Origin of the sequence: Rothia sp. HMSC067H10, assembly GCF_001810635.1 — a bacterium.
Lineage (GTDB): Bacteria > Actinomycetota > Actinomycetes > Actinomycetales > Micrococcaceae > Rothia > Rothia dentocariosa.
In genome coordinates, this window is the sequence record NZ_KV802290.1 from 15615 (window position 1) to 35300 (window position 19686).

A 19686-nucleotide genomic window follows, 5' to 3' on the forward strand; every position below is an offset into this window, starting at 1 on the left:
TCCGTGAGCAGGTGGTTTTTGGCCCGAACAGGTAGGAAAATACTACCTTTTCGGCCAAAAACCACCTGCTCGCATTGAAGACAGAAGAGTCCCTTGGCGTTGAACCATTCTCACGTACAATAAAGGCTGTAGGGGGAAACATGACTCATATACTCTCTGGTACTCGCATTACCGCATCCGAGGCTGAGGAGAATCAGGCTTTTGCAGATACAGCTTTGGCATTAGCTGGTCATCATGTCACTGATCCTGTGCTGAAAGATATTGTGGATCAGGCAGCTCATCATGCCATCACTGCCGATGAGGCTATTGCAGAGATCCGCCGCCATGTGCAAAGGGCATCGTGAGAGACCACGTTATCTTTCACACCTGGGATGATTACTATATTCCTGGCACTAGGGTGCTGCGAAATAAATTCACCACGCCAAACAAGCCCTTTGGTGAGACTGACCCAGAAAAATTGCGGGTTATGGAAGAAGCAATTACCAGCCTGAGGATCCGGGAACTTCGTGAGAACCTTGTGCTAGGTAAATTTGACTATGAACATATGAAAGCAATCCATTACGCCATTTTCCATGATATATACGAGTGGGCAGGGCAGGAACGGGTTGCGCCAGTGGGGCAGTTTATGTCTAAAAACGGACATGCTTACTATGGGGCTGGCCCGCATCTGAGAGCAGCTGCAGAAGCCGAGTACGCAAAGCTTGCCCAGAAGAATTTTCTGCGAGATTTAGACCAAGATACTTTTGCAGCTGAGCTCGCTAAAAGCTGGGGCGAGATTAATGTAATCCATAGTTTTCGTGAGGGTAACACTCGTAGCCAGTTTGTGTTTTTCTCATACCTTACCGAATACGCAGGATACAGCATTGATACCAGCGCGTTCGCCCCCGATAGTCCCTTGTGTGAGGAATTCGTACAGGCGCGTTTTTATAGTCAGGATACCGGACGAAACGACAGGTTGGCTGCTGTTCTCAGGCAAGTAATCACGTTCTGAGGACAAGAGCGAGACTTAATAAAACTAAAAGCCCTATAACAGTCTTACAAGGATGTATATGAGACCCCCTAGAATCCTGCCCGAATTCCTTGCGTGGGCAGATGAGATTGATGATGCGGGCAGAATTTCCGATCAAAACCATCTAGAGGCCGCACTAGGCTCGCCGTGGTTACCCGGGAGGAGCGGGTACCGGAAGATCGAAGAGTTTTGTGCCGCAATGGGTGCGGGGGAGAAGCCGTGCGCAGCAGAGGAAGGTTTTGCGTGGGTGAGGCCTGAACGGCTGATACGACTTGTACAGTCGCTAGCCTACGCTATCCCGCAGCATGTGCATGGTCGTTGGGTGAACGCCCGGCTGATGCACTGCCTGTTCAACCCAAGCATTGACAGCTCTTTAGACCTGGCACAGAATGTTCGCGATTTTCACGAACAGAACAACAGACACCCGGATCGCACCCTCAACTTTTCTGCTTTTTATAACGCCAAGACACAGGGTTACAACCTGACGCCAGATGACGTACTAAATCACGTGATGTGCCCTGAAAATATTCTGTACCGCGAACTCAAAAACATTATTGGACCTGATATAACCGATCAAGAATCTTTTACCCGCACAGAGCGTTATTATCTGCGTAATTATGATTCAGCGCTTCTGGTCAATGACGTTGATAGCCAGTATTATGAGGCTTTTCGCAAGCTGCTCCTTAGACACTACCGTGCGGGAACTTTGGGCGATTATGTGCATCAGACTGTTAAGAATCTGCGTACCTGCAACGTGGAGTTGTATCCGTTTCGCTCATCGTGGGTGAGTGGGGTTGAAGATTTACAGAATGTCTATTCGGATTTTAGCGCCCGATTGGTGTTATACCGTCTGGCGCGTTATCTGCGCGATGAGCAGGAAAGCGAGCCCGGATTCTGGCTTGTGATGCGCAGCCGCGATGCTTGGTATCGGCACATTCAATCCGTGCTTACGAACTCTGAACCGCGTTATGGGCTAAGGTTTGACCCCCAAGATGCGCGCGAACTCGCAGACTGGATCTTCACGACCTATGCGTATGAGCATTCTAGCCGTTCGGCGATCATGACCCCGCAGAATCTCAGGCGCCTCACTCCCAAAGCTAACGGGTCCCTTCAGAAAGGCGAGCGCATGAGCGCTGACGAGCATACCCGCCTGAAGCGAGGCATCTTGCCGGGGTGAAGCTATGCTCTGTCCCCGCGTGTGTATGGGTGGTTTCTGCTGCAGATGCTGTTTTAGAGGGTGGAGCATGTGCGATATAGGGTAAGGTAGCAACGATACGGATGAGCACCCAGTCTGCTAAAACTATGAGTGCGCACCCTGTGAGGACGTTATATTAGCCAGCGGCTAATAGCGTCGACTAACTTAGCGACCGCCTCGATGAATCGTGAACCTGCCTCAACAAGCCGCACGATCATCCGGACGGTTTCGCGTTAAAACTGAACCGCCATTTCGTGCTCAACCAGACACAGTCCAAAGGAACGATCCACCTTTGTGGCGCCCGTGCGATGCCAGCCTTGCCGTTCGTAGAAGCTGATAGCGCGGGAATTTCCCTCCAAAACCCAGAGAGTCGCGCGCTCACATCCCCATGCGGCAAAAGTGCTGAGTGCATGGCTCATAAGGGCGTGCCCAATACTCTGCCCGAGGGCATCCGGGTCTATATAGAGTGAGTGGAGTCTTCCGTTTATCGTCTCGCCCGGAATAGCCCTTTCGGCGCGGTCAATCTTATCGGGGGTCGCGCTGAAACAGCAGAACCCCAGCACCGCATCGCCGCGTGCAGCGAGCATAAACGACCGTTTTTCATCATCACTCGAACCCTGCACGGACTTTGACCTGCTGGGCGGCGAATTCTGGGGAAACTGGCTGAGATACCCGCGCATCCGCTCGGTGTCTTCGGCGACGCTGAGCGAATCAAGGTAATCCTGAGATATTAAACCCTGATATGCAAACCGCCACCCCTGAACACGGATGCGCGCTATTGCCTGCGCATCGTAGGGGGTGGCGGGTCGAATCGTGAGGGTATCCGGCATGGCTTAATCATAGCGGAACGCCTCTGCACGAGATAAAACTAGTGAGATTCGGCTTTCTTTCCCGTGGGATCATCCCAGCCGAGGGCTAGGGTTACGACCATACCCAGGGAGAGGAACCCTGCGCAGGTTGCGACACCGAACGCGACCCAGCGCACGGCGGTAAGTCCATTCGCCAGAACAACCGTGATAAACGCCGCAAGAGCGATAAAGCCAAGAATCCAAGCGCCAACTTTCAGATTCATCTGAACCTCCAAAACCGTCAGTCTCTACGATGCGTCGTTACATTCCGTCCGGCACCGTAGCCGTACAGAACTCTATAGTCATAAATCCAGCATACCCCGCTACGCCCTGCATGAAAAAATGCGCATAAACCATGCAATATTAAAACCGGTCGCGAGAAGGTTGTTTTTCGCCGACAAGGTAGGATTTTCCGACCTGCTCGGGCCAAATACCACCTGCTCACGGCACGAAGGGGTCAGGCGCGCATCCGTTAGGATTAAATCATGCACGCAATGATGAGCCCGCAGCCCCCCGCACACCTGCCCTGCGACGCCGCAGCCGCCGAGCGAACCCTGGTGATGGGAATCCTGAACGTCACCCCCGATTCCTTCAGCGACGGCGGCGAACACTATACCGCGAACGACGCTCTCACCCACGCACAGCGCATGATCGCGCAGGGCGCAGACATTATTGATGTGGGCGGCGAATCCACCCGGCCCGGTGCGGTGCGCATCAGTGTTGAGGAGGAACTTCGGCGTATTCTGCCCGTGATCGAGGGGCTTGCCGAAACCGGTATCACCATCAGCGTAGACACCATGAACGCAGCGACTGCCCGCGCCGCCGTAGCTGCCGGGGCGCACATCATCAACGACGTTTCAGGCATGAGCGTGAGCGATGAGATGATACAGACCGTCGCCGAGCTGAGCGTACCCTATATTCTGATGCACGCGCGCGGCACCTCAACCACAATGGATGCGCTCGCCGCCTACCCACGCGGCACCGTCACCGAGGTGCTGGACGAGCTCGCCGCCCTGCGCGATCGCCTGGTTGCCGCCGGGGTTCATGCCGAGAACATTATTCTTGACCCCGGGCTGGGATTTGCGAAGGGTGGCATGCAGGATTGGGAACTGCTCGCCGCCCTTGGGCAGCTGCACACGCTGGGGCACCGAGTACTAATAGCCGGTTCACGTAAACGGTTTCTGGCGAATGCGCTGAACGCTGCGGATGCGACGCGCACCAAAACCCAGAATCCGGCCGCGGGCGCGAACACCGTGCCCGACCAAATGCTGCCAGTACGCGCTCCCGAAGACCGTGATGCCGCATCCGCCGCTCTCTCTGCGCTCGCGGCGGCCCAGGGAGTGTGGGGGGTTCGCGTGCACAATGTGCCCCCCACGGTGGATGCCGTGACCGTAGCGAATACTTTACGCACTATTACCCGCACCAAACAGACCTAAAATTATGTACCAGTATTCACATCAGCTAAGGAACACCATGCCAAACCCAGCACACGCCTACGCATCCTGCGACCGCATTACCCTGACCGGTGTTGCCGCCGTGGGTTTTCACGGAGCGCTTGATTTTGAGAAACGTGAAGGTCAGCCCTTCATAGTAGATACGGTTTTATACACCGACTTCACGCAGGCTGCTGCAACCGACAACCTCGCCCAAACCACGAACTATGCGGAAGTTGCCGAGATTATCCGCACGCATATTGTGGGGGAATCCCTCGATTTGATTGAGACTCTTGCCGTGCGTATCGCCCAGAACATTCTGGACGAATGCGCGTATGTGCATGCGCTTGAGGTGACCGTCAATAAACCGAAGGCCCCGATTGAGGTGACCTTCGGGAACGTGGCAGTGACCGTATTCCGGGAGCGTGAAGGCACGCAGATTCAGGGCGGAAAGGGTGCATGCGCGCGTGGGTAATGTACCGAACGCGAACCAATCGCACCCTGCGCCCGGCATGGACGCGTTAGCGCATACGGCGGTGCTGGCCCTGGGGTCAAACCTGGGTGAGAGCGAAACCACCCTAGAGCAGGCCGCCGCCGACCTCGTGCATCTTAGCGGGGGTGCAGTGCGGCTAGTGCGTGCCTCCGGGCTGTATGTGACGGAACCGGTAGGCGGCCCCGCCGACCAGCCGGACTATATCAACGCCGTCCTTGAAGTACACACGAGTCTTGACCCCTACGCGCTGTTAGCGCTGTGCCAGCAGGTGGAGGCGCATCATTACCGGGTGCGGCTTGTGCGATGGGGCCCGCGCACTCTCGATATTGACGTTATTACCTATGACGACCTTGTCAGCGACGATCCGGTTCTGACGCTGCCGCATCCGCGTGCGCATGAGCGTGCTTTCGTACTGGTTCCGTGGGAACAGGCAAACCCGCAGGCGGTAATACCCTCTCGTGATGCCGCTACGGGCGAACAGACGCGGCATCTCGTTGCCGATTTAGCTCGCAGGGTACGCGCAGCCGATGAACGGGCGGGGGTTAACGCGGTACGATTTATGCGAGACATGAATTTGCCCAAGAACCTATTTGATAGTGGTGCTGAAAGCGAGGGCGTATGAAGCCCATCCGAATATCCGTTATTGCGTGTGCCGTAGCGCTGGGGCTTATTGCTGCAACGATCCTGAATAATCTGGTGGTAAACGCTGGCGGCGGTGAGCTCGCGATGTCGCCTGTGGTGGCACTGATTTGCGTGGTGATAGCGGGTATTACGCTCTGGTTTGCGTTTCAGGTGGCGCGTTTTCGCAATGTTGAGACCCGGCGTAAAGCGAAGTCCATGAACTCTCTCATGGCTGCGCGTACTTTGGCGTGTGCGCAGGGCGCAATTTTGACCGGGGCGCTGCTGGCGGGCTGGATGCTCGGACTTATTGTCTACGATTTAGCGCTGGCGAGCGCTCGCGGTATCCCCGGGTTTTTCTGGTCTACTGTGGTGAATCTGATCGGTGCTGTGCTGCTGATGGCGGGCGGGCTGTGGGCGCAGTATCTGTGCCGTATTCCGCCGGATGATCCGGACGGTAATTCGTCGTCGGGCGGCTCGAATTCGGGTAAGCTTGCCGCCGATGGATATTCCCGCACGAGCGATCGACGATAGAGGGTATGTATGTCACAACTTTCACATGCTGAGGATGCTTCTTTCTCGCACGAGGGTGAGAGCTCGGTGACCGCGACTGAGGGCGAGTGGGTGCGCGCGCATCCTTCGTATACCAAGATTCGGCTGATACAGGTCGTAGGGTTTTTCGCCACACTGGTAGGCGTTTTTGCGGTGCTGACCGTGATGTTTGAGATGATGCGTTCCTCCGGCGTCCTGCCCAAAACCACGTGGCTGCCTGCTCTTACCGGGGCGATCGCCGCTGTCCTGGTGGTGTGGGGTATCTGGTGGGCGGCGCTGCTGCCGCGCCGCACCCGAGCGCTGGGTTATAGTCTGCGCCCCAACCATCTGATGGCGCGCCAGGGGTTGCTGTTTCGGCATGTGACGTCCATTCCGTATGGGCGCATCCAGTATGTAGATGTAGATTCCGGTCCCTTGGAGCGTGCTCATCACCTGGTGCGTCTGACGATCCGCACCGCCGGGGTGACCGCTTCTAAGGTGACGCTGTACGGTATTCCCGCAGAACGTGGGCAGCAGCTGCGCGAGCTTTTGATACGCCGCGCCGATGAACGCATGGCGGCGCTGTAATGACACAGGAACCCCGAAACTCGAATAACCAGGACGTGTCTTCTAACACTTCTGAACATCAGATAGTCCCGAGTGAAGCTGCGGAGACCCTCACGTGGTGGCGTACCGATGTGCGCACGTTCATCATGAACATATGGGTTTTCTTTGCTTTTATTATTTATCTCGCCTGGGATTATATTAAGAATTCCTTCAATAATAATGCCGAGAATGATTACTGGAATATTCTGCGGCAGCTGCCCGAATATCTGCTGAATCATGTGGGACATAACCCGGTAATGCTGTATGGCTACGGTGCTGCGGCGGTCCTTATTTTTGGCGGAAGTATTCTTTCGTGGGCGTTTACCCGCTACAGCGTGAGCGCGCATTCGGTATACCGCCACAGCGGAATATTTTTCAAGAAACAGCGGCAGATTCGCCTGGAAAGCGTGCAAAGCGTCGATATTTCACGCTCACTTGTCGCCCGTATTTTGGGGCTGTCCGAGCTTCGGCTTGAGGCTGCGGACGGTGCCGAAGAAGCCCTGCATATCAAATACCTCTCGTATGCGAAGGCGCAGAATTTGCAGGAACGCCTGCTGCAGCGGATGAGTACCCTGCGTGCCGCCAATACGCCAGAATCCGCCGATGCTGTGAGCGCTCCGGCTGAGAAGGATTACGAGGTAAACCTCGCGGGGGAGCAGCAGGCAGAGGGAGGCCACAAGCCGGAACGGTTTCTCCTCAAAGTCCCCAATCTGCGGGTTCTTGCCGCTATCGTGCTCAGTTCGCTCCTGTGGGCACTTCCGGTAGCGATTATCTGGGTGAGCGTTACGATCATGGGGTGGCTGATGAACCCCCAAAAGGAGTTGGGACAGATATCGCAGTTTATTTTTCCGTCCCTGATTCCAATTCTTGGTTTTCTTTGGCAGCTGTGGAGCAGCTTCGATCAGGGAGCAAATTTCACGGTGGAGCGCATCCGCCAGAACATTTCGGATGCGCGCGGCGACAGCCTGCGCATCACCTACGGATTCACGGGAACGCATACGCAAACCCTGTTCCCGCAGCGTATTCAAGCCCTCAAGATTGAACAGCCCCTGCTGTGGAAGCCCTTCGGGTGGTACCGGGTAGTGGTCAATATTGCGGGCGTGGCGGTAAATACGGAGGGTTCATCCGACGACTTATTTACCCGCAACACCGCCCTGCCCGTGGGCACCGCCCGCGAAATGCAGCGGCTTCTTCACCTGCTGCTGCCGAGTGCGTCACCGCACAGCCTCGAAATCGTGCAGGCGGTCATGGAATCGTCAAGGTATGACCCCGCCGACAGCCGCGAGTTAGGCGTAGTGACGGCGCCGCGCCGAACACGCTGGCTTAACCCGCTCACCTTCCGGCGTGACGGCTTCGCGCGGGTGAATGCCGAACGGGTGGAAGCTGAGGCCGACCCGCACCATTCGGAACACGCCCCCACCCGGGATCTTCTCTTGCTGCGTGGCGGCTGCCTGCTGCGGTTCCTCTCGATAGTCCCCGAACGGCAGGTGCTCGCGGTGCAATGGTCACAGGGGCCGCTCAATCGCATCCTCAAAACCGCATGCATACATTTGGGCAGCGTTCCGGGGCCGGTCAAACCAGCCGTCCAGAACCTAGAGGCGCACGATGCCGAACGCATTGCCGTCGAGATCATCACCCGCACTGACGGCACTCGGGCCTATTACACATCGCCTTCGGCATAATTCCGCGCTCAAGCCTGCCATGATATTCGACGCACCTGGTGAACGCTGAAAAACACGCGGATTTTGCGGTACCTAATATACTTAAGGGTGTGACCACGAATCATCTGAAACCCGCACGCCTCGGCATCGGCGTTATCAGCGCCGGTAAAGTTGGCGCTGTGCTCGGTGCCGCCCTGCGCGCTGCCGGGCATTCCCTGGTGGGCGTGCATGCGGTTTCTGAAGCTTCTCAAGAACGGGCGGATGTGCTCTTACCCGGCGTACCGCTCCTTGAGGTGGAACAGATTGCCGAACGCAGCGAGCTGCTGCTGTTGGCTGTCCCCGACGATGAATTGGCTGGTCTGATCGAGTATTTGGCATCTTCCGGGTCCTTAACCAGTGGGCAGTTGCTTGTGCACACCTCCGGGCGGCACGGCACCGATATTTTCGCTCCCGCAACCACCTTGGGCGCTATCGGCTTGGCGATTCACCCCGCCATGACTTTCACCGGTTTGTCCCTGGATTTACAACGACTCACCGGTACGAGCTTTGCTGTGACCGGACCCGCGCCTTTTATCCCTATAGCTCAGGCGCTCGTCGTTGAAATGGGCGGTGAGCCCGTCCACGTTGCCGAAGCCGATCGTGCGTTTTATCATGCCGCACTGGCGCATGCCTCGAACCATCTCGTCACACTTTTGGGACAGTCCCAGCAGATGCTTGCTAGTATCGGTATTGAAGACCCGGCGCGTTACCTCGGTCCGCTGGTTCGTGCGACCGTCGATAACGCGCTTGCGAGTGGCGAAGGCGCGCTGACCGGTCCCGTGGCACGCGGCGATGCAGGTACCCTGGATGCGCATCTTAATGCGCTGATAGAGTACACCGATCACGAAAAAACCCAGGATATCGCTGACTCATATGCCGCCATGGTGCGCGCAACCGCATCTAGGGCGCATAATAGAAACTCAATAAACGACGACCAGAAGGCTCGGATTGAATCTACCTTGCGAACCCACACCACGGGCACGCGTCAATCCGGTGCGATGCCTGACGATAAGGAGTTCTCGTCATGACTGAGACCTCGATGCCCCGCATCGTCACGACTATTACCGAGCTTCGCTCCGCTATTGCGGAGGCGCTTGCCGCCGCCCAGGAACGGCTGAATGAGCGCGCCCGTGCCGAAGCCGCCGAACAGGAAGGCGAGGTGCAGTACCGTAGCGCTACGCTCGGGTATGTACCTACGATGGGTGCTCTGCATGCAGGGCACGCCACGCTTTTGCGCCGCGCAAGTGAACAGAACGATGTTGTGGTGGCGTCGATCTTTGTTAACCCGCTTCAATTCGGCCCCAACGAAGACTATGACAAATACCCGCGCGCCCTGGAAACGGATGCGCAGGTCGCCGCCGATGCGGGCGTTGATATTATCTTCGCGCCCTCCGTGGATGAAATGTATCCCGAAGGCGAGCCGCTTATTCGCATTTCCAGCGGCGAACTGGGCAATAAATTTGAGGGAATCACCCGCCCCGGCCACTTCGACGGCGTGCTCACCGTCGTGAACAAGCTCTTCAATATTGTGCGCCCCGCCGCGGGCTCGCACGAGGTGAACGCTTACTTTGGGCAGAAAGATGCCCAGCAGGTTTTGCTCGTGCAGCGCATGATTCACGACTTCAACCACGACATTACCCTGCGTCCTATCGCTATTGTGCGTGACGACGACGGCTTGGCTCTCTCATCACGGAACGAATTCCTCAGCGAACAGGAACGCGAGGCTGCGCTGGTGATTTCCCGAACCCTTGCATTGATGCGCGAAAACTCGCTGAACCGCGGGTTTGAGAGCATTGATCTAGAGAGTGCACGGGCACGTATTAACTCAACCGAGGGTGTGCGCCTGGACTACCTGGAGCTTGTGGATCCGAGCAATTTCCAGCCGCCGACCGCTGATTCCGAGCGGGTGCTCGCACTAGTTGCGGCATATGTGGGTTCCACACGCTTGATCGACAACATGGATTTGCTGTAGCAAACCGTCACATTTGACCTCCTAAAACACGAGATAGGTACCTTTTGAGCAACGAGCAGAGCGCCACACCGGCCATTGCAGATATGTCCGAGCAAATGAAGATTCGCTTGGAGAAGCGCGCTAAGTTCCTGGAGACCGCGGGTGAAGCGTATCCCGTTGGGCTTCTGGATGCCGAAGGTAAGCGCATCGAACCGGATCATATCGCCGATATTCGCGCTCAATACGACCCGAAATTAGAGTCCGGTGAGCTCACCGCCGGGGATGAAACCGACCATGTGGTGCACGTGCCGGGCCGTGTTGTGTTCGTGCGCAATACCGGTAAACTCTGCTTTGCATCTCTGCAGGCGGGTACGAATGGCGACCGCATTCAGGCGATGCTCTCGCTCAATGAGGTTGGTGAACAGTCGCTTGCCGACTGGAAATCCCTGGTGGATTTGGGCGATCACGTGTATGTGACCGGCCGCGTGGTGGTCTCTCGCCGCGGCGAACTGTCGATTATGGTGCGTGAGTGGAGGATGGCCGCGAAGTCGATTCGCCCCATGCCCGTGCTGCACAAGGATTTGAACGAGGAAACTCGGGTGCGCCGTCGCTACCTGGACTTGATGGTTCGCCCTGAGGCTCGTGACCTGGTGAAAAAGCGCGCCCTGATTACCCGCACTGTGCGCCGCGTGCTGGAAGATCACGGCTATATTGAGCTGGAAACCCCGGTGCTGCAGCTGGTGCACGGCGGCGCGACGGCTCGCCCGTTCCGCACCCACCTGAATGCCTTCGACCAGCCTATGACGATGCGCATCGCCACCGAACTTCCGCTCAAGCGTGCCGTGGTGGGCGGTATTGAGCGCGTCTACGAAATTGGTCGCGTATTCCGCAACGAGGGCGTGGATTCGACTCACAGCCCCGAATTTACAACCCTGGAATGCTACGAAGCCTACGCCGATCAGTACGTAATGGCTGAGCGCATGCAGGAGATTATTGTTGCGTGCGCACAGGAGCTCGGGGTTACCGCGATTGAGACCGAGGACGGCACGATCGACCTGGGCGGTGAGTGGGCGTGGCTGAGCGTCTACCCCGGACTGTCTGAGGCCGTGGGCGTTGAAATAACCCCGGACACCCCCGCTGAGACGCTGCGCGAGATCGCCGCCAAGCATGAGGTTGAGGTGGATTCCGCCTGGGATGCTGAGAAACTTGTGATTGAGCTTTTCGGTGAAATTGTGGAGCCGACTCTGCTGAACCCGACCTTTGTGTATAACTACCCGCCAAGCGCTCAGCCTTTGGCGCGGCCGAACCGCGATGGTTCCCGCACGATTGAGGCGTGGGATCTGATTATTGGCGGTATGGAGCGCGGTACCGCGTTCTCTGAGCTGATCGACCCTGTGATTCAGCGCGAGCGTTTGACTGAGCAGTCCCATAAGGCCGCTGCGGGCGATGACGAGGCGATGGAACTTGATGAGGACTTCTTGCGCGCCTTGGAGCACGGTGCACCGCCGATGGGCGGTCTCGGGCTGGGCGTTGACCGTCTGATTATGCTTTTGGCGGGTGAACAGGACCCTGAACGCCCTGGAACCGTGGTGCGTCAGCCAGGTATTCGTGAAACTATTTTGTTCCCGCTGATGAAACCGGAGTCGTAATTTCGGGCTTGATCAAGGCTTTTCTTTCGTAAAGGTCTGTAAACTGCGTTAAACCGTAGATGCCGTTCGTAACGTGTATGCGTTATCGGGCGGCATTTTGCGCTATCGGGTATGCTGTCATCAGCACGAAAGGTTGTGAGGGATTTTCATGGAGATTTTGATTGCGCTGCTGCCTCCTATTTTTGCCGGGATTGCGTTATATTTCATTTTGCGTTGGATTAACCGGGCGGATCGCGCAGAACGTTCAGCACAGCGTGATGTCGAAAAAGACGCTCAACAGTGGTACGAGAAGGTAAAGGGTTCACAAGGAACGGTAAATCCTTTTGGTACTGATAAAACGGGTAATAAAACGGAGCGTCAATAAATATAACCGTTAAATGACAACACTATTCTGTGTCATTCCTTAGAATTCTCTATGTTGGTAGTCATTAGTCATTTATTTCTGTTATTATGAAGGAGATAAATTAGAGAGTGTGACAACGTGCAGTGTAAAAACTCATAGTTGGAGCAATAAACCAAACTAAGGAGAAAACCCCTATGGCACAGAAGGTGCGCATTATTCTTGAGGACGACCTTGATGGTGGTCCCGCAGAAGAGACTGTACGATTCGGCCTCGACGGAGCTCATTACGAGATTGACCTATCCAGTGCTAATGCCGCTCGTCTTCGTGATGCAATTCGTCCGTTCGCATCTAAGGGTCGTCGCGTTCAGGTAGGTGCCTCCCAGCGCGGTTCCCGCGGTGGTCGTGGCTCTTCCGCTCCGGTGAAGCGTAACCCTGAAACCGCTGCAATTCGTAAGTGGGCACGCGAAAACGGTCACGAAGTTTCTGACCGCGGCCGCATCCACCAGGAAATTCAGGATGCTTACTACGCAGCTATGAAGGCAGAAGGTAAGTAAATAGTATTGATACCATCGCTAATTCTGTGATGGTATTTCATCTGCCGACGGCGGGATGACACATCAAGTGTTATCCCGCCTTCTGCATAACGAGGTTTTTAGAAAAAGCCCTTCATGAGAAGAGCTATCATCTTCCGGCTTTTTTATTAGCCCCGTGATATGTATTTAGGTAATCACGTGGTGGGTATCGCCCCGGGCCTTTTCTTGGTGTTTATGGAATCCCCGTTATCTTATGAGAGCAATCCTCAAGAATGTCTCCTAAGAATCTAAATACCGAGGCAGAATTATAACGTTTTAGTAAAGGGCGCGGAGGTACATTAGTATTGCTATAAGCTAAAGCGATATTAGGTCTTCTGATAGAGCACGATAAAAGTTTCATGAAAATGTTTATGACCGTCGAGAAACGCCCGATGCGCATCCCGGTTTTGGCTCGGTAAAAGGCTCCCCGAAAAATAGCGACACAGACGTTCTCTTGATGGCGAACAGTGCACCGTAGCCGCGCTTTTCCACGTAATCTAGTATCAAGCAAAATTTCCAAGGAGTGCGCAATGTTTGAACGCTTTACCGACCGAGCTCGGCGCGTTGTGGTGCTTGCCCAAGAAGAAGCACGCATGCTCAACCACAATTACATCGGCACCGAGCATCTGCTGCTCGGGCTGATTCACGAGGGCGAGGGCATCGGTGCCCGTGCTCTTGAGTCCCTCGGGGTTACCCTGAATGCCGTGCGCGAACAGGTGCAGAGCATTGTGGGTCCCAGCCCCCAGGCGCCAAGCGGTCACATTCCCTTCACCCCGCGCGCCAAGAAGGTCCTCGAACTTTCCATGCGTGAGGCCATTCAGCTTAACCACGGTTATATCGGCACCGAACATATCCTGCTGGGCATGGTGCGCGCCTCCGAGGGCGTGGCAAACCAGGTTCTCTCCAAAGTAGGCGTGCAGGGTGCCGAGGTTCGCCAGGCCGTGATGGATCTTATTTCCGGGTACCCCGGCAACAACGAGAATAGGGAAACCGCCGGTGTTGGCGCGGGCAACTCCCGCGAGGGCACCCCGGCGGGTTCGACGATTCTCGATCAGTTCGGGCGTAACCTCACCGCCGCCGCACGCGAGGGTCAGCTTGACCCGGTGATTGGTCGTCACCACGAGATGGAACGCGTAATGCAGGTTCTCTCACGCCGCACCAAGAACAACCCCGTGCTTATCGGCGAACCCGGTGTCGGCAAAACCGCCGTTGTTGAGGGCTTGGCGCAGGCCATCGTACACGGCGATGTTCCCGAAACTCTCAAAGATAAGCACCTGTACACTCTAGATTTGGGTTCCTTGGTTGCGGGCTCCCGGTACCGCGGTGACTTTGAGGAACGCCTCAAGAAGGTGCTCAAGGAGATTCGCACCCGCGGCGACATTATCCTGTTCATCGACGAGATTCACACCCTTGTCGGTGCCGGTGCCGCAGAGGGCGCTATCGACGCTGCCTCCATCCTAAAGCCGATGCTGGCTCGCGGTGAGCTGCAGACCATCGGTGCCACCACCTTGGACGAGTACCGCAAGCACATTGAGAAGGACGCCGCACTGGAACGCCGCTTCCAGCCGATTCAGGTGGATGAGCCTTCCCAGGAGCTCGCCGTGCAGATTCTCAAGGGAGTGCGCGATAAGTACGAGGCTCACCACCGCGTAACCATTACCGACGAGTCGATCGAGGCTGCCGTGAACTTGGCGGCACGCTATATTTCCGACCGCTTCTTGCCGGATAAAGCCGTTGACCTGATTGATGAGGCGGGCGCCCGCCTGCGCATCAAGCGGATGACCGCCCCGCCCGAGATTAAGATTCTTGACGAGAAGGCGTCGAAGCTGCGCGCGCAGAAGGAAGACGCTATCAAGGGCCAGGATTACGAGAAGGCCGCCGCGCTGCGCGATCAGGAGCAAAAGGTACTCGCCGAGAAGGCTGAGGCTGAGAAGGCTTGGCGCGAAAACGGCGATGCTTTCGGCGAGGTGACCCCCGAGGTTATTTCTGAGGTGCTCGCATCCTCAACCGGCGTTCCGGTCTACAAGATCACCGAGGAAGAGTCCTCGCGTCTGATCAAGATGGAGGACGAGCTGCACAAGCGCGTGATCGGTCAAGACAACGCTATCAAGGCTCTCTCCCGTGCGATTCGCCGCACCCGTGCCGGTCTGAAGGATCCGCGCCGCCCCGGTGGCTCGTTTATCTTCGCTGGTCCAACCGGTGTTGGTAAGACCGAGCTTGCGAAAGCTTTGGCGGAATTCCTCTTCGGCGATGAAGACGCCCTGATTACCCTGGATATGTCCGAATACCAGGAGAAGCACACTGTGTCTCGACTCTTCGGTGCGCCTCCCGGGTACGTGGGTTACGACGAGGGCGGTCAGCTGACCGAGAAGGTGCGCCGCAAGCCGTTCTCGGTGGTGCTCTTCGATGAGGTCGAGAAGGCTCACACCGATCTCTTCAACTCGCTGCTGCAGATTCTCGAAGACGGCCGCCTGACCGACTCGCAGGGTCGCGTGGTGGACTTCAAGAACACCGTGATCATCATGACCACGAACCTCGGCTCGCGCGATGTGAACCGTCGCGTTCCCGTGGGCTTCCAGGCGATGGATCACGGCGACGCCGATTACGAGCGCATGCAGGCCCGCGTGATGGAGAACCTCAAGGAGCACTTCCGCCCCGAGTTCCTGAACCGCGTGGACGATATTATCGTGTTCCCGCAGCTCTCCGAGAACGAGATTCTGCAGATCGTGGATCTCTTTGTGGGCCGGTTGGCAAAGCGCTTGGCAGATCAGGAAATGTCGATCGAGCTTACGGATGCCGCGAAGGTTCTCATGGCCTCGAAGGGTTACGACCCGGCGATGGGCGCCCGCCCGCTGCGCCGCGAAATGCAGCGTAATATTGAGGATGCTCTCTCCGAGAAGATCCTCTTCGGCGAAATCAAGCCCGGCGAGAAGATTACCGTGGGTGTCGAGGGTGAAGGCGACGATGCGAAGTTCGTCTTCTCCTCGCAGCAGATGCGGGATTTACCCCTGGAGACCGTCAATAAGATGGCGGAATCTGCCGTGGAAGAAGCCGAGCAGATTACCGGAGGGGCATCTGACTAGCGGCTTTCCCCTGTAGGCGATCCTGCGGAAGGCACTAACTAAGGCTTGTCCCCGAATCCTTTGCGTGAGGATTCGGGGGACAAGCCTTAGTTGTTCAGGGTGTTTTTGCCGCGCTTCTGAATAATTATTGCTGTACCCCCGGCAATATCGCCGCGTTTCTGCTAAGTGTGTATGTCGGTGAATAACAAAGCGAGACGGAGTCGGGGGATAGTATGCTTAGTACATGCCCGCATCATCGGAAAAATCACAGCAGTCTGTAAAATACCCTCCGCAGCCGGGACAGGGGCAAGAAGCCTATCTTGCCGAAACCCGGTCGCGCATAGGGTCGTCGATTAAACGCGCCGAGCAGGCGATGATGGCGGTCAAATCTAAGGTTCTGCGTGAGTACGATCTGAGCGTCGCACAGTATGCCGCCATGACTTCGCTCTACTATGTGCCCGGGCAGTCTGCGGCGCAATTGGCGCGTGCCGCAGCGGTAACCCCGCAGACGATGGCCACCATTCTTGCCCGTCTGGATGCGAAAAGCCTAATTACCCGTGTGCCCTCCGAAGTTCACAGCCGCGTGAATATCGTGACCCTCACCGATGCGGGCGAAGAGCTGGTTGTTCAGGCCGACGAGAAGGTTCGCGCCGTCGAGCGTGCCATGAGCGCCGAATTCACCTCACAGGAACGTGAACAGCTGCAAGACCTGCTCGACAGGCTTATCGGTTTTCTTGAGCATAAGGGCGCATAGGCATACGAGCGCTTAACGCAATGATGCGGCCTTCGTACATACGAAGACCGCATCGGTTCGCGCAATATCGAAACCGCTACAGGCTTGCCAGCCACTCCTCAAGCGTGGTGGAGATGGTGTGATCTGCGGGATCGGGAATCAGCCCGCCCTTGGCAATAGCGGAACCGAAATACGGCAGCTGCCGCACCACCTTCGGCGTTTTGCCGCCGGCCTCGCCGCGTGCCGTGAGAAGCCGCTTCACGAACTCCGCCGTTGTTCCTTCTTCTTCGCCGCGGATCGAGACGATGCCCGTACCCGGTACCTTCTCGGAGCCGTCGGCAACATCGCATACCAGCTGTGCTGCCGCATCTGCGGGAATAGGCGCCATTTTCATGGTCGGTAGCACCGAGACGGGCCCCACCGTAACCTGCTGAACAATGGGGTCAAGAAGTTCAAACCACTGCGTCGAACGAATAATAACGGTGTCTACGGCGGAATCCTGATAGGTTTTCTCCTGTGCCGCCTTGCCCGCATAGTAGCCGTATCCGCGGCTAACCGCCGGGTTTTCTACTCCGGCGATCGAGACGCAGACGATGCGCTTCACATCGTTATCAGCCGCCGCCTGCGCGATATTGCTGGAGGTGCTGATAAAGGCTGTCTGCGCCTTTTTGCTGCTCATGATCATGTTGTTAATCGCATCGATCACAACATCCACTCCGGTCAGCGCCGCGCTTAAATCTGCGAGCGATGAAACATCTACCCCGTGTGATCGGCTGATCGGCACTACCTCGTGACCGCGTTTTTCCAGTTCGGCGGCAATTTTCGAGCCGATGGTGCCGGTTGCCCCTATGACCGCTATTTTCATGGAGTCCTCCTTCACGAAGAAATGAGCTTTCCAGAATGTTTTCTCCATTCTTCCAAAGATTTCAGGTGAAAACAATATTTTTTCGGGGTTTATCGTGAGTTGGGGAATAGTGCATAAAAGGCCAAAATCTAAAGCGAAACTCTGTCCTTACGCTCTTTCGCAAGTTTATCTTTCAGAAGCCCGCTGTAGCATCGATCGATTTGTTCTTGGGACGAGTCGAGTTTGCGTAAATCCTGCACCGGAACCTTCAGGGCATCGGGAACAGTAATATCGGTGGAGAAGTCCGTTAGAAGCTCCCGCGGCACCGGTGCGTGCGCGGCGCGCAGAACCGCCATCATGGCACCGCGCAGCTGCCGGTCGGTGCCGTGCCAGCTCTGCCCCGTAGGCGTATACTCGGCCTGTGGTTTGCCCTCCTTCACCCACGCGCAGATATCCTCAAGGGGGCACTGCTCGCAGCGGGGGTTCTTGGCGACGCACACGAGCGCGCCCAGCTCCATAACAGAGGCGTTCCACACGCAGGATACGGCGGTATTCTGCGGCATCAGCTCTTCGGCAAGGTTTGTTTCGGCGGCGTTCAAATGTTTGTGGGGCAGCGCCTTGCCCATGACGGCGCGGGCGTGCACCCGGCGGATATTAGTGTCGATAACGGTGGCACGTCTGCCGAAGGCGAAGACCGTAATCGCCGCCGCGGTGTATGCCCCCACACCGGGAAGCTCAAGAAGTTCGTCATAATCCGCCGGAACCTCGCCGTCATGATGCTTCGTCATAGCGACCGCCGCGCCGTGCAGTCGTTGGGCGCGGCGCGGGTAGCCCAGACGACCCCAGGCGCGCACCGCCTCCGCGCTGTCTTCGGCGGCAAGGGATGCGGGCGTGGGCCAGCGGCGCATCCACTCTTCCCACACGGGAAGCACGCGGTTCACGGGAGTCTGCTGCAGCATGAACTCGCTCACCATCACACCCCAGGCCGTGCAGTCGGCGCGGCGCCACGGCAGGTCGCGGGCATGATGCTGGTACCAGGTATTTATGCGGTGGTGTAGTTCGTGTGAGTTTTTTAAATTGAACATGGCAATAATTGCTTGCGTTGTAATGTATTACTGTTTCTAGGGTAGGTGATATTGGGTATCGGGTGCCAATTGACCCACAATATACAGGCAACGTATTTTTATCTATTCCATGTAGCTTATATATATGGTTTTGCATGCACGACACCCAAAAAACCGTTATTCTTAACGGTATGTCTGAACTTGGTCCCGAATTACCCCCCGAAGTATACCGCCGCCGTCGTATCGTTGCCGTGGTAGTGCTTATTCTTGTTTTGCTGGTTGGCATTGTTGGTATTACCACCCTAGTGAACCAGATCAATAAGGGGCCTCAAGACGATGCCGCAGCAGAGGCGACAGCCACCGGCGAACCTTTCCAGAATTTCAGCGCGCGCCCCACACCTTCTACGGTTGCACCTTCGGGATCGGTGAGCGGTTCAGCATCCGGCAGCCCGAACGCATCGGCAACCCCGTCCGTTTCTGGGACCCCAGCGGTATCCGGCAGCGCAACTCCGTCTGGGTCGGCGAGCGCATCCGCAACGCCAGCCGTGGCTCTGTGCAATGCCAAGGATCTAAAGGTGACGGTCGAGCCTTCAAAGAAGCAGTATGCGCCCGGTGAAATGCCGTCGTTCCACGTGGTGTACACAAATTCTTCGGGTAAGCCCTGCTTTATTGGCGGCGAGAAGGCTGCCGAGGGCGTGGAGATCAACATTACATCGGGCGACACCCAGGTGTATTCGTCTGCGAAGTGCACGCCCACTCCCACGAAGAAGACCGAGATTCCTGCGGGCAAGGAAGCCGCCAGCGATGTTGCGTGGGATCGTAAGCTCAATACCTCCGGGTGTAATGCGCTGAAGAATACGGCGAAGGGCACATACTGGGTGACGGCCACCGTGAATGGGGTGACCTCGCAGCGAGTGAACTTCCTATTGAAATAGCGCCCACGGTATTCCCCTGCGGGAATATATAAAAGACGTATAGAAAGAGCCTTTATTCAATAAAGAGAGTTTTTAACGCTTTATTGAAATAAAGGCTCTT

Annotated in this window: 21 protein-coding genes; 17 read left to right on the forward strand and 4 right to left on the reverse strand. The window is 56.5% G+C overall.

All coding sequences use genetic code 11. The annotated features are described in order from the left end of the window. The first annotated feature begins 140 nt into the window (after positions 1–140). The 3 genes from HMPREF2756_RS03500 to HMPREF2756_RS03510 are packed head-to-tail and all read left to right on the forward strand — an operon-like array spanning position 141 to position 2186. Positions 141–344 (forward strand): hypothetical protein, encoded by a 204-nt coding sequence (locus HMPREF2756_RS03500; protein WP_070618361.1) that lies wholly within the window; start codon positions 141–143, stop codon positions 342–344. Next, positions 341–991 (forward strand): Fic/DOC family protein, encoded by a 651-nt coding sequence (locus tag HMPREF2756_RS03505; RefSeq protein ID WP_070618365.1) that lies wholly within the window; start codon positions 341–343, stop codon positions 989–991. The genes HMPREF2756_RS03500 and HMPREF2756_RS03505 overlap by 4 nt, the downstream gene beginning before the upstream one ends. Positions 992–1049: 58 nt before the next feature. After that, on the forward strand, positions 1050–2186 hold the full coding sequence (locus HMPREF2756_RS03510) for a hypothetical protein (protein ID WP_141747813.1): 1137 nt from the start codon (positions 1050–1052) through the stop codon (positions 2184–2186). 251 nt (positions 2187–2437) lie between these two features. On the opposite strand, the gene HMPREF2756_RS03515 is transcribed toward HMPREF2756_RS03510, so the two are convergent. After that, positions 2438–3034: a GNAT family N-acetyltransferase gene (locus HMPREF2756_RS03515; protein ID WP_070618371.1), complete on the reverse strand. Its 597-nt coding sequence runs from the start codon at positions 3032–3034 to the stop codon at positions 2438–2440. Between the two features lie 38 nt (positions 3035–3072). Then, on the reverse strand, positions 3073–3276 hold the full coding sequence (locus tag HMPREF2756_RS03520; RefSeq protein WP_048778830.1) for a hypothetical protein: 204 nt from the start codon (positions 3274–3276) through the stop codon (positions 3073–3075). Positions 3277–3537: 261 nt separating this feature from the next. Between HMPREF2756_RS03520 and folP the strand changes: the two genes are divergently transcribed. From folP to HMPREF2756_RS03585, 13 genes are all read left to right on the forward strand, one after another. Continuing rightward, on the forward strand, positions 3538–4488 hold the full coding sequence (folP, locus tag HMPREF2756_RS03525; protein WP_070618374.1) for a dihydropteroate synthase: 951 nt from the start codon (positions 3538–3540) through the stop codon (positions 4486–4488). Between the two features lie 37 nt (positions 4489–4525). Further along, positions 4526–4960 (forward strand): dihydroneopterin aldolase, encoded by a 435-nt coding sequence (gene folB / locus HMPREF2756_RS03530; RefSeq protein ID WP_070618377.1) that lies wholly within the window; start codon positions 4526–4528, stop codon positions 4958–4960. Between the two features lie 37 nt (positions 4961–4997). Beyond that, complete coding sequence (gene folK, locus HMPREF2756_RS03535) at positions 4998–5600, forward strand: 2-amino-4-hydroxy-6-hydroxymethyldihydropteridine diphosphokinase (protein WP_070618466.1); 603 nt, start codon at positions 4998–5000, stop codon at positions 5598–5600. Then, a complete protein-coding gene (locus HMPREF2756_RS03540; RefSeq protein WP_070618379.1) occupies positions 5597–6130 on the forward strand; it encodes a DUF3180 domain-containing protein in 534 nt (177 codons plus the stop codon). The genes folK and HMPREF2756_RS03540 overlap by 4 nt, the downstream gene beginning before the upstream one ends. A 9-nt stretch (positions 6131–6139) precedes the next feature. After that, positions 6140–6715: a PH domain-containing protein gene (locus tag HMPREF2756_RS03545; protein WP_070618382.1), complete on the forward strand. Its 576-nt coding sequence runs from the start codon at positions 6140–6142 to the stop codon at positions 6713–6715. Continuing rightward, positions 6715–8415 carry a PH domain-containing protein gene (locus tag HMPREF2756_RS03550; protein ID WP_070618385.1) on the forward strand — a complete coding sequence of 567 codons (1701 nt, stop codon included), beginning with the start codon at positions 6715–6717 and terminating at the stop codon, positions 8413–8415. Before HMPREF2756_RS03545 ends, HMPREF2756_RS03550 begins: the two co-directional genes overlap by 1 nt. Positions 8416–8504: 89 nt before the next feature. After that, complete coding sequence (locus HMPREF2756_RS03555; RefSeq protein ID WP_070618468.1) at positions 8505–9461, forward strand: Rossmann-like and DUF2520 domain-containing protein; 957 nt, start codon at positions 8505–8507, stop codon at positions 9459–9461. Further along, positions 9458–10405, forward strand: a complete 948-nt coding sequence (gene panC, locus HMPREF2756_RS03560) for a pantoate--beta-alanine ligase (RefSeq protein ID WP_013397973.1) — start codon at positions 9458–9460, stop codon at positions 10403–10405. Before HMPREF2756_RS03555 ends, panC begins: the two co-directional genes overlap by 4 nt. A gap of 95 nt (positions 10406–10500) precedes the next feature. Next, the gene (gene lysS / locus HMPREF2756_RS03565; RefSeq protein ID WP_246825826.1) at positions 10501–12033 is read left to right on the forward strand and encodes a lysine--tRNA ligase; all 1533 of its coding nucleotides are present in this window, start codon (positions 10501–10503) and stop codon (positions 12031–12033) included. A 148-nt stretch (positions 12034–12181) separates the two neighbouring features. After that, complete coding sequence (locus tag HMPREF2756_RS03570) at positions 12182–12397, forward strand: hypothetical protein (protein WP_004005752.1); 216 nt, start codon at positions 12182–12184, stop codon at positions 12395–12397. A 173-nt stretch (positions 12398–12570) separates the two neighbouring features. Continuing rightward, positions 12571–12930 carry a histone-like nucleoid-structuring protein Lsr2 gene (locus HMPREF2756_RS03575; protein ID WP_004005751.1) on the forward strand — a complete coding sequence of 120 codons (360 nt, stop codon included), beginning with the start codon at positions 12571–12573 and terminating at the stop codon, positions 12928–12930. Between the two features lie 548 nt (positions 12931–13478). Continuing rightward, entirely contained in the window at positions 13479–16031 is a 2553-nt protein-coding gene (locus HMPREF2756_RS03580) for an ATP-dependent Clp protease ATP-binding subunit (RefSeq protein ID WP_070618388.1), read from the forward strand. A 223-nt stretch (positions 16032–16254) separates the two neighbouring features. Then, positions 16255–16764 (forward strand): MarR family winged helix-turn-helix transcriptional regulator, encoded by a 510-nt coding sequence (locus HMPREF2756_RS03585; protein WP_070450579.1) that lies wholly within the window; start codon positions 16255–16257, stop codon positions 16762–16764. A gap of 76 nt (positions 16765–16840) precedes the next feature. On the opposite strand, the gene HMPREF2756_RS03590 is transcribed toward HMPREF2756_RS03585, so the two are convergent. Both HMPREF2756_RS03590 and HMPREF2756_RS03595 read right to left on the reverse strand, forming a co-directional pair. Beyond that, on the reverse strand, positions 16841–17608 hold the full coding sequence (locus HMPREF2756_RS03590; protein ID WP_070618391.1) for an SDR family oxidoreductase: 768 nt from the start codon (positions 17606–17608) through the stop codon (positions 16841–16843). Positions 17609–17736: 128 nt separating this feature from the next. Continuing rightward, entirely contained in the window at positions 17737–18672 is a 936-nt protein-coding gene (locus HMPREF2756_RS03595) for an HhH-GPD family protein (RefSeq protein WP_070618394.1), read from the reverse strand. Positions 18673–18806: 134 nt separating this feature from the next. Between HMPREF2756_RS03595 and HMPREF2756_RS03600 the strand changes: the two genes are divergently transcribed. Further along, positions 18807–19586 carry a hypothetical protein gene (locus HMPREF2756_RS03600; protein WP_070618396.1) on the forward strand — a complete coding sequence of 260 codons (780 nt, stop codon included), beginning with the start codon at positions 18807–18809 and terminating at the stop codon, positions 19584–19586. Positions 19587–19686 lie beyond the last annotated feature (100 nt).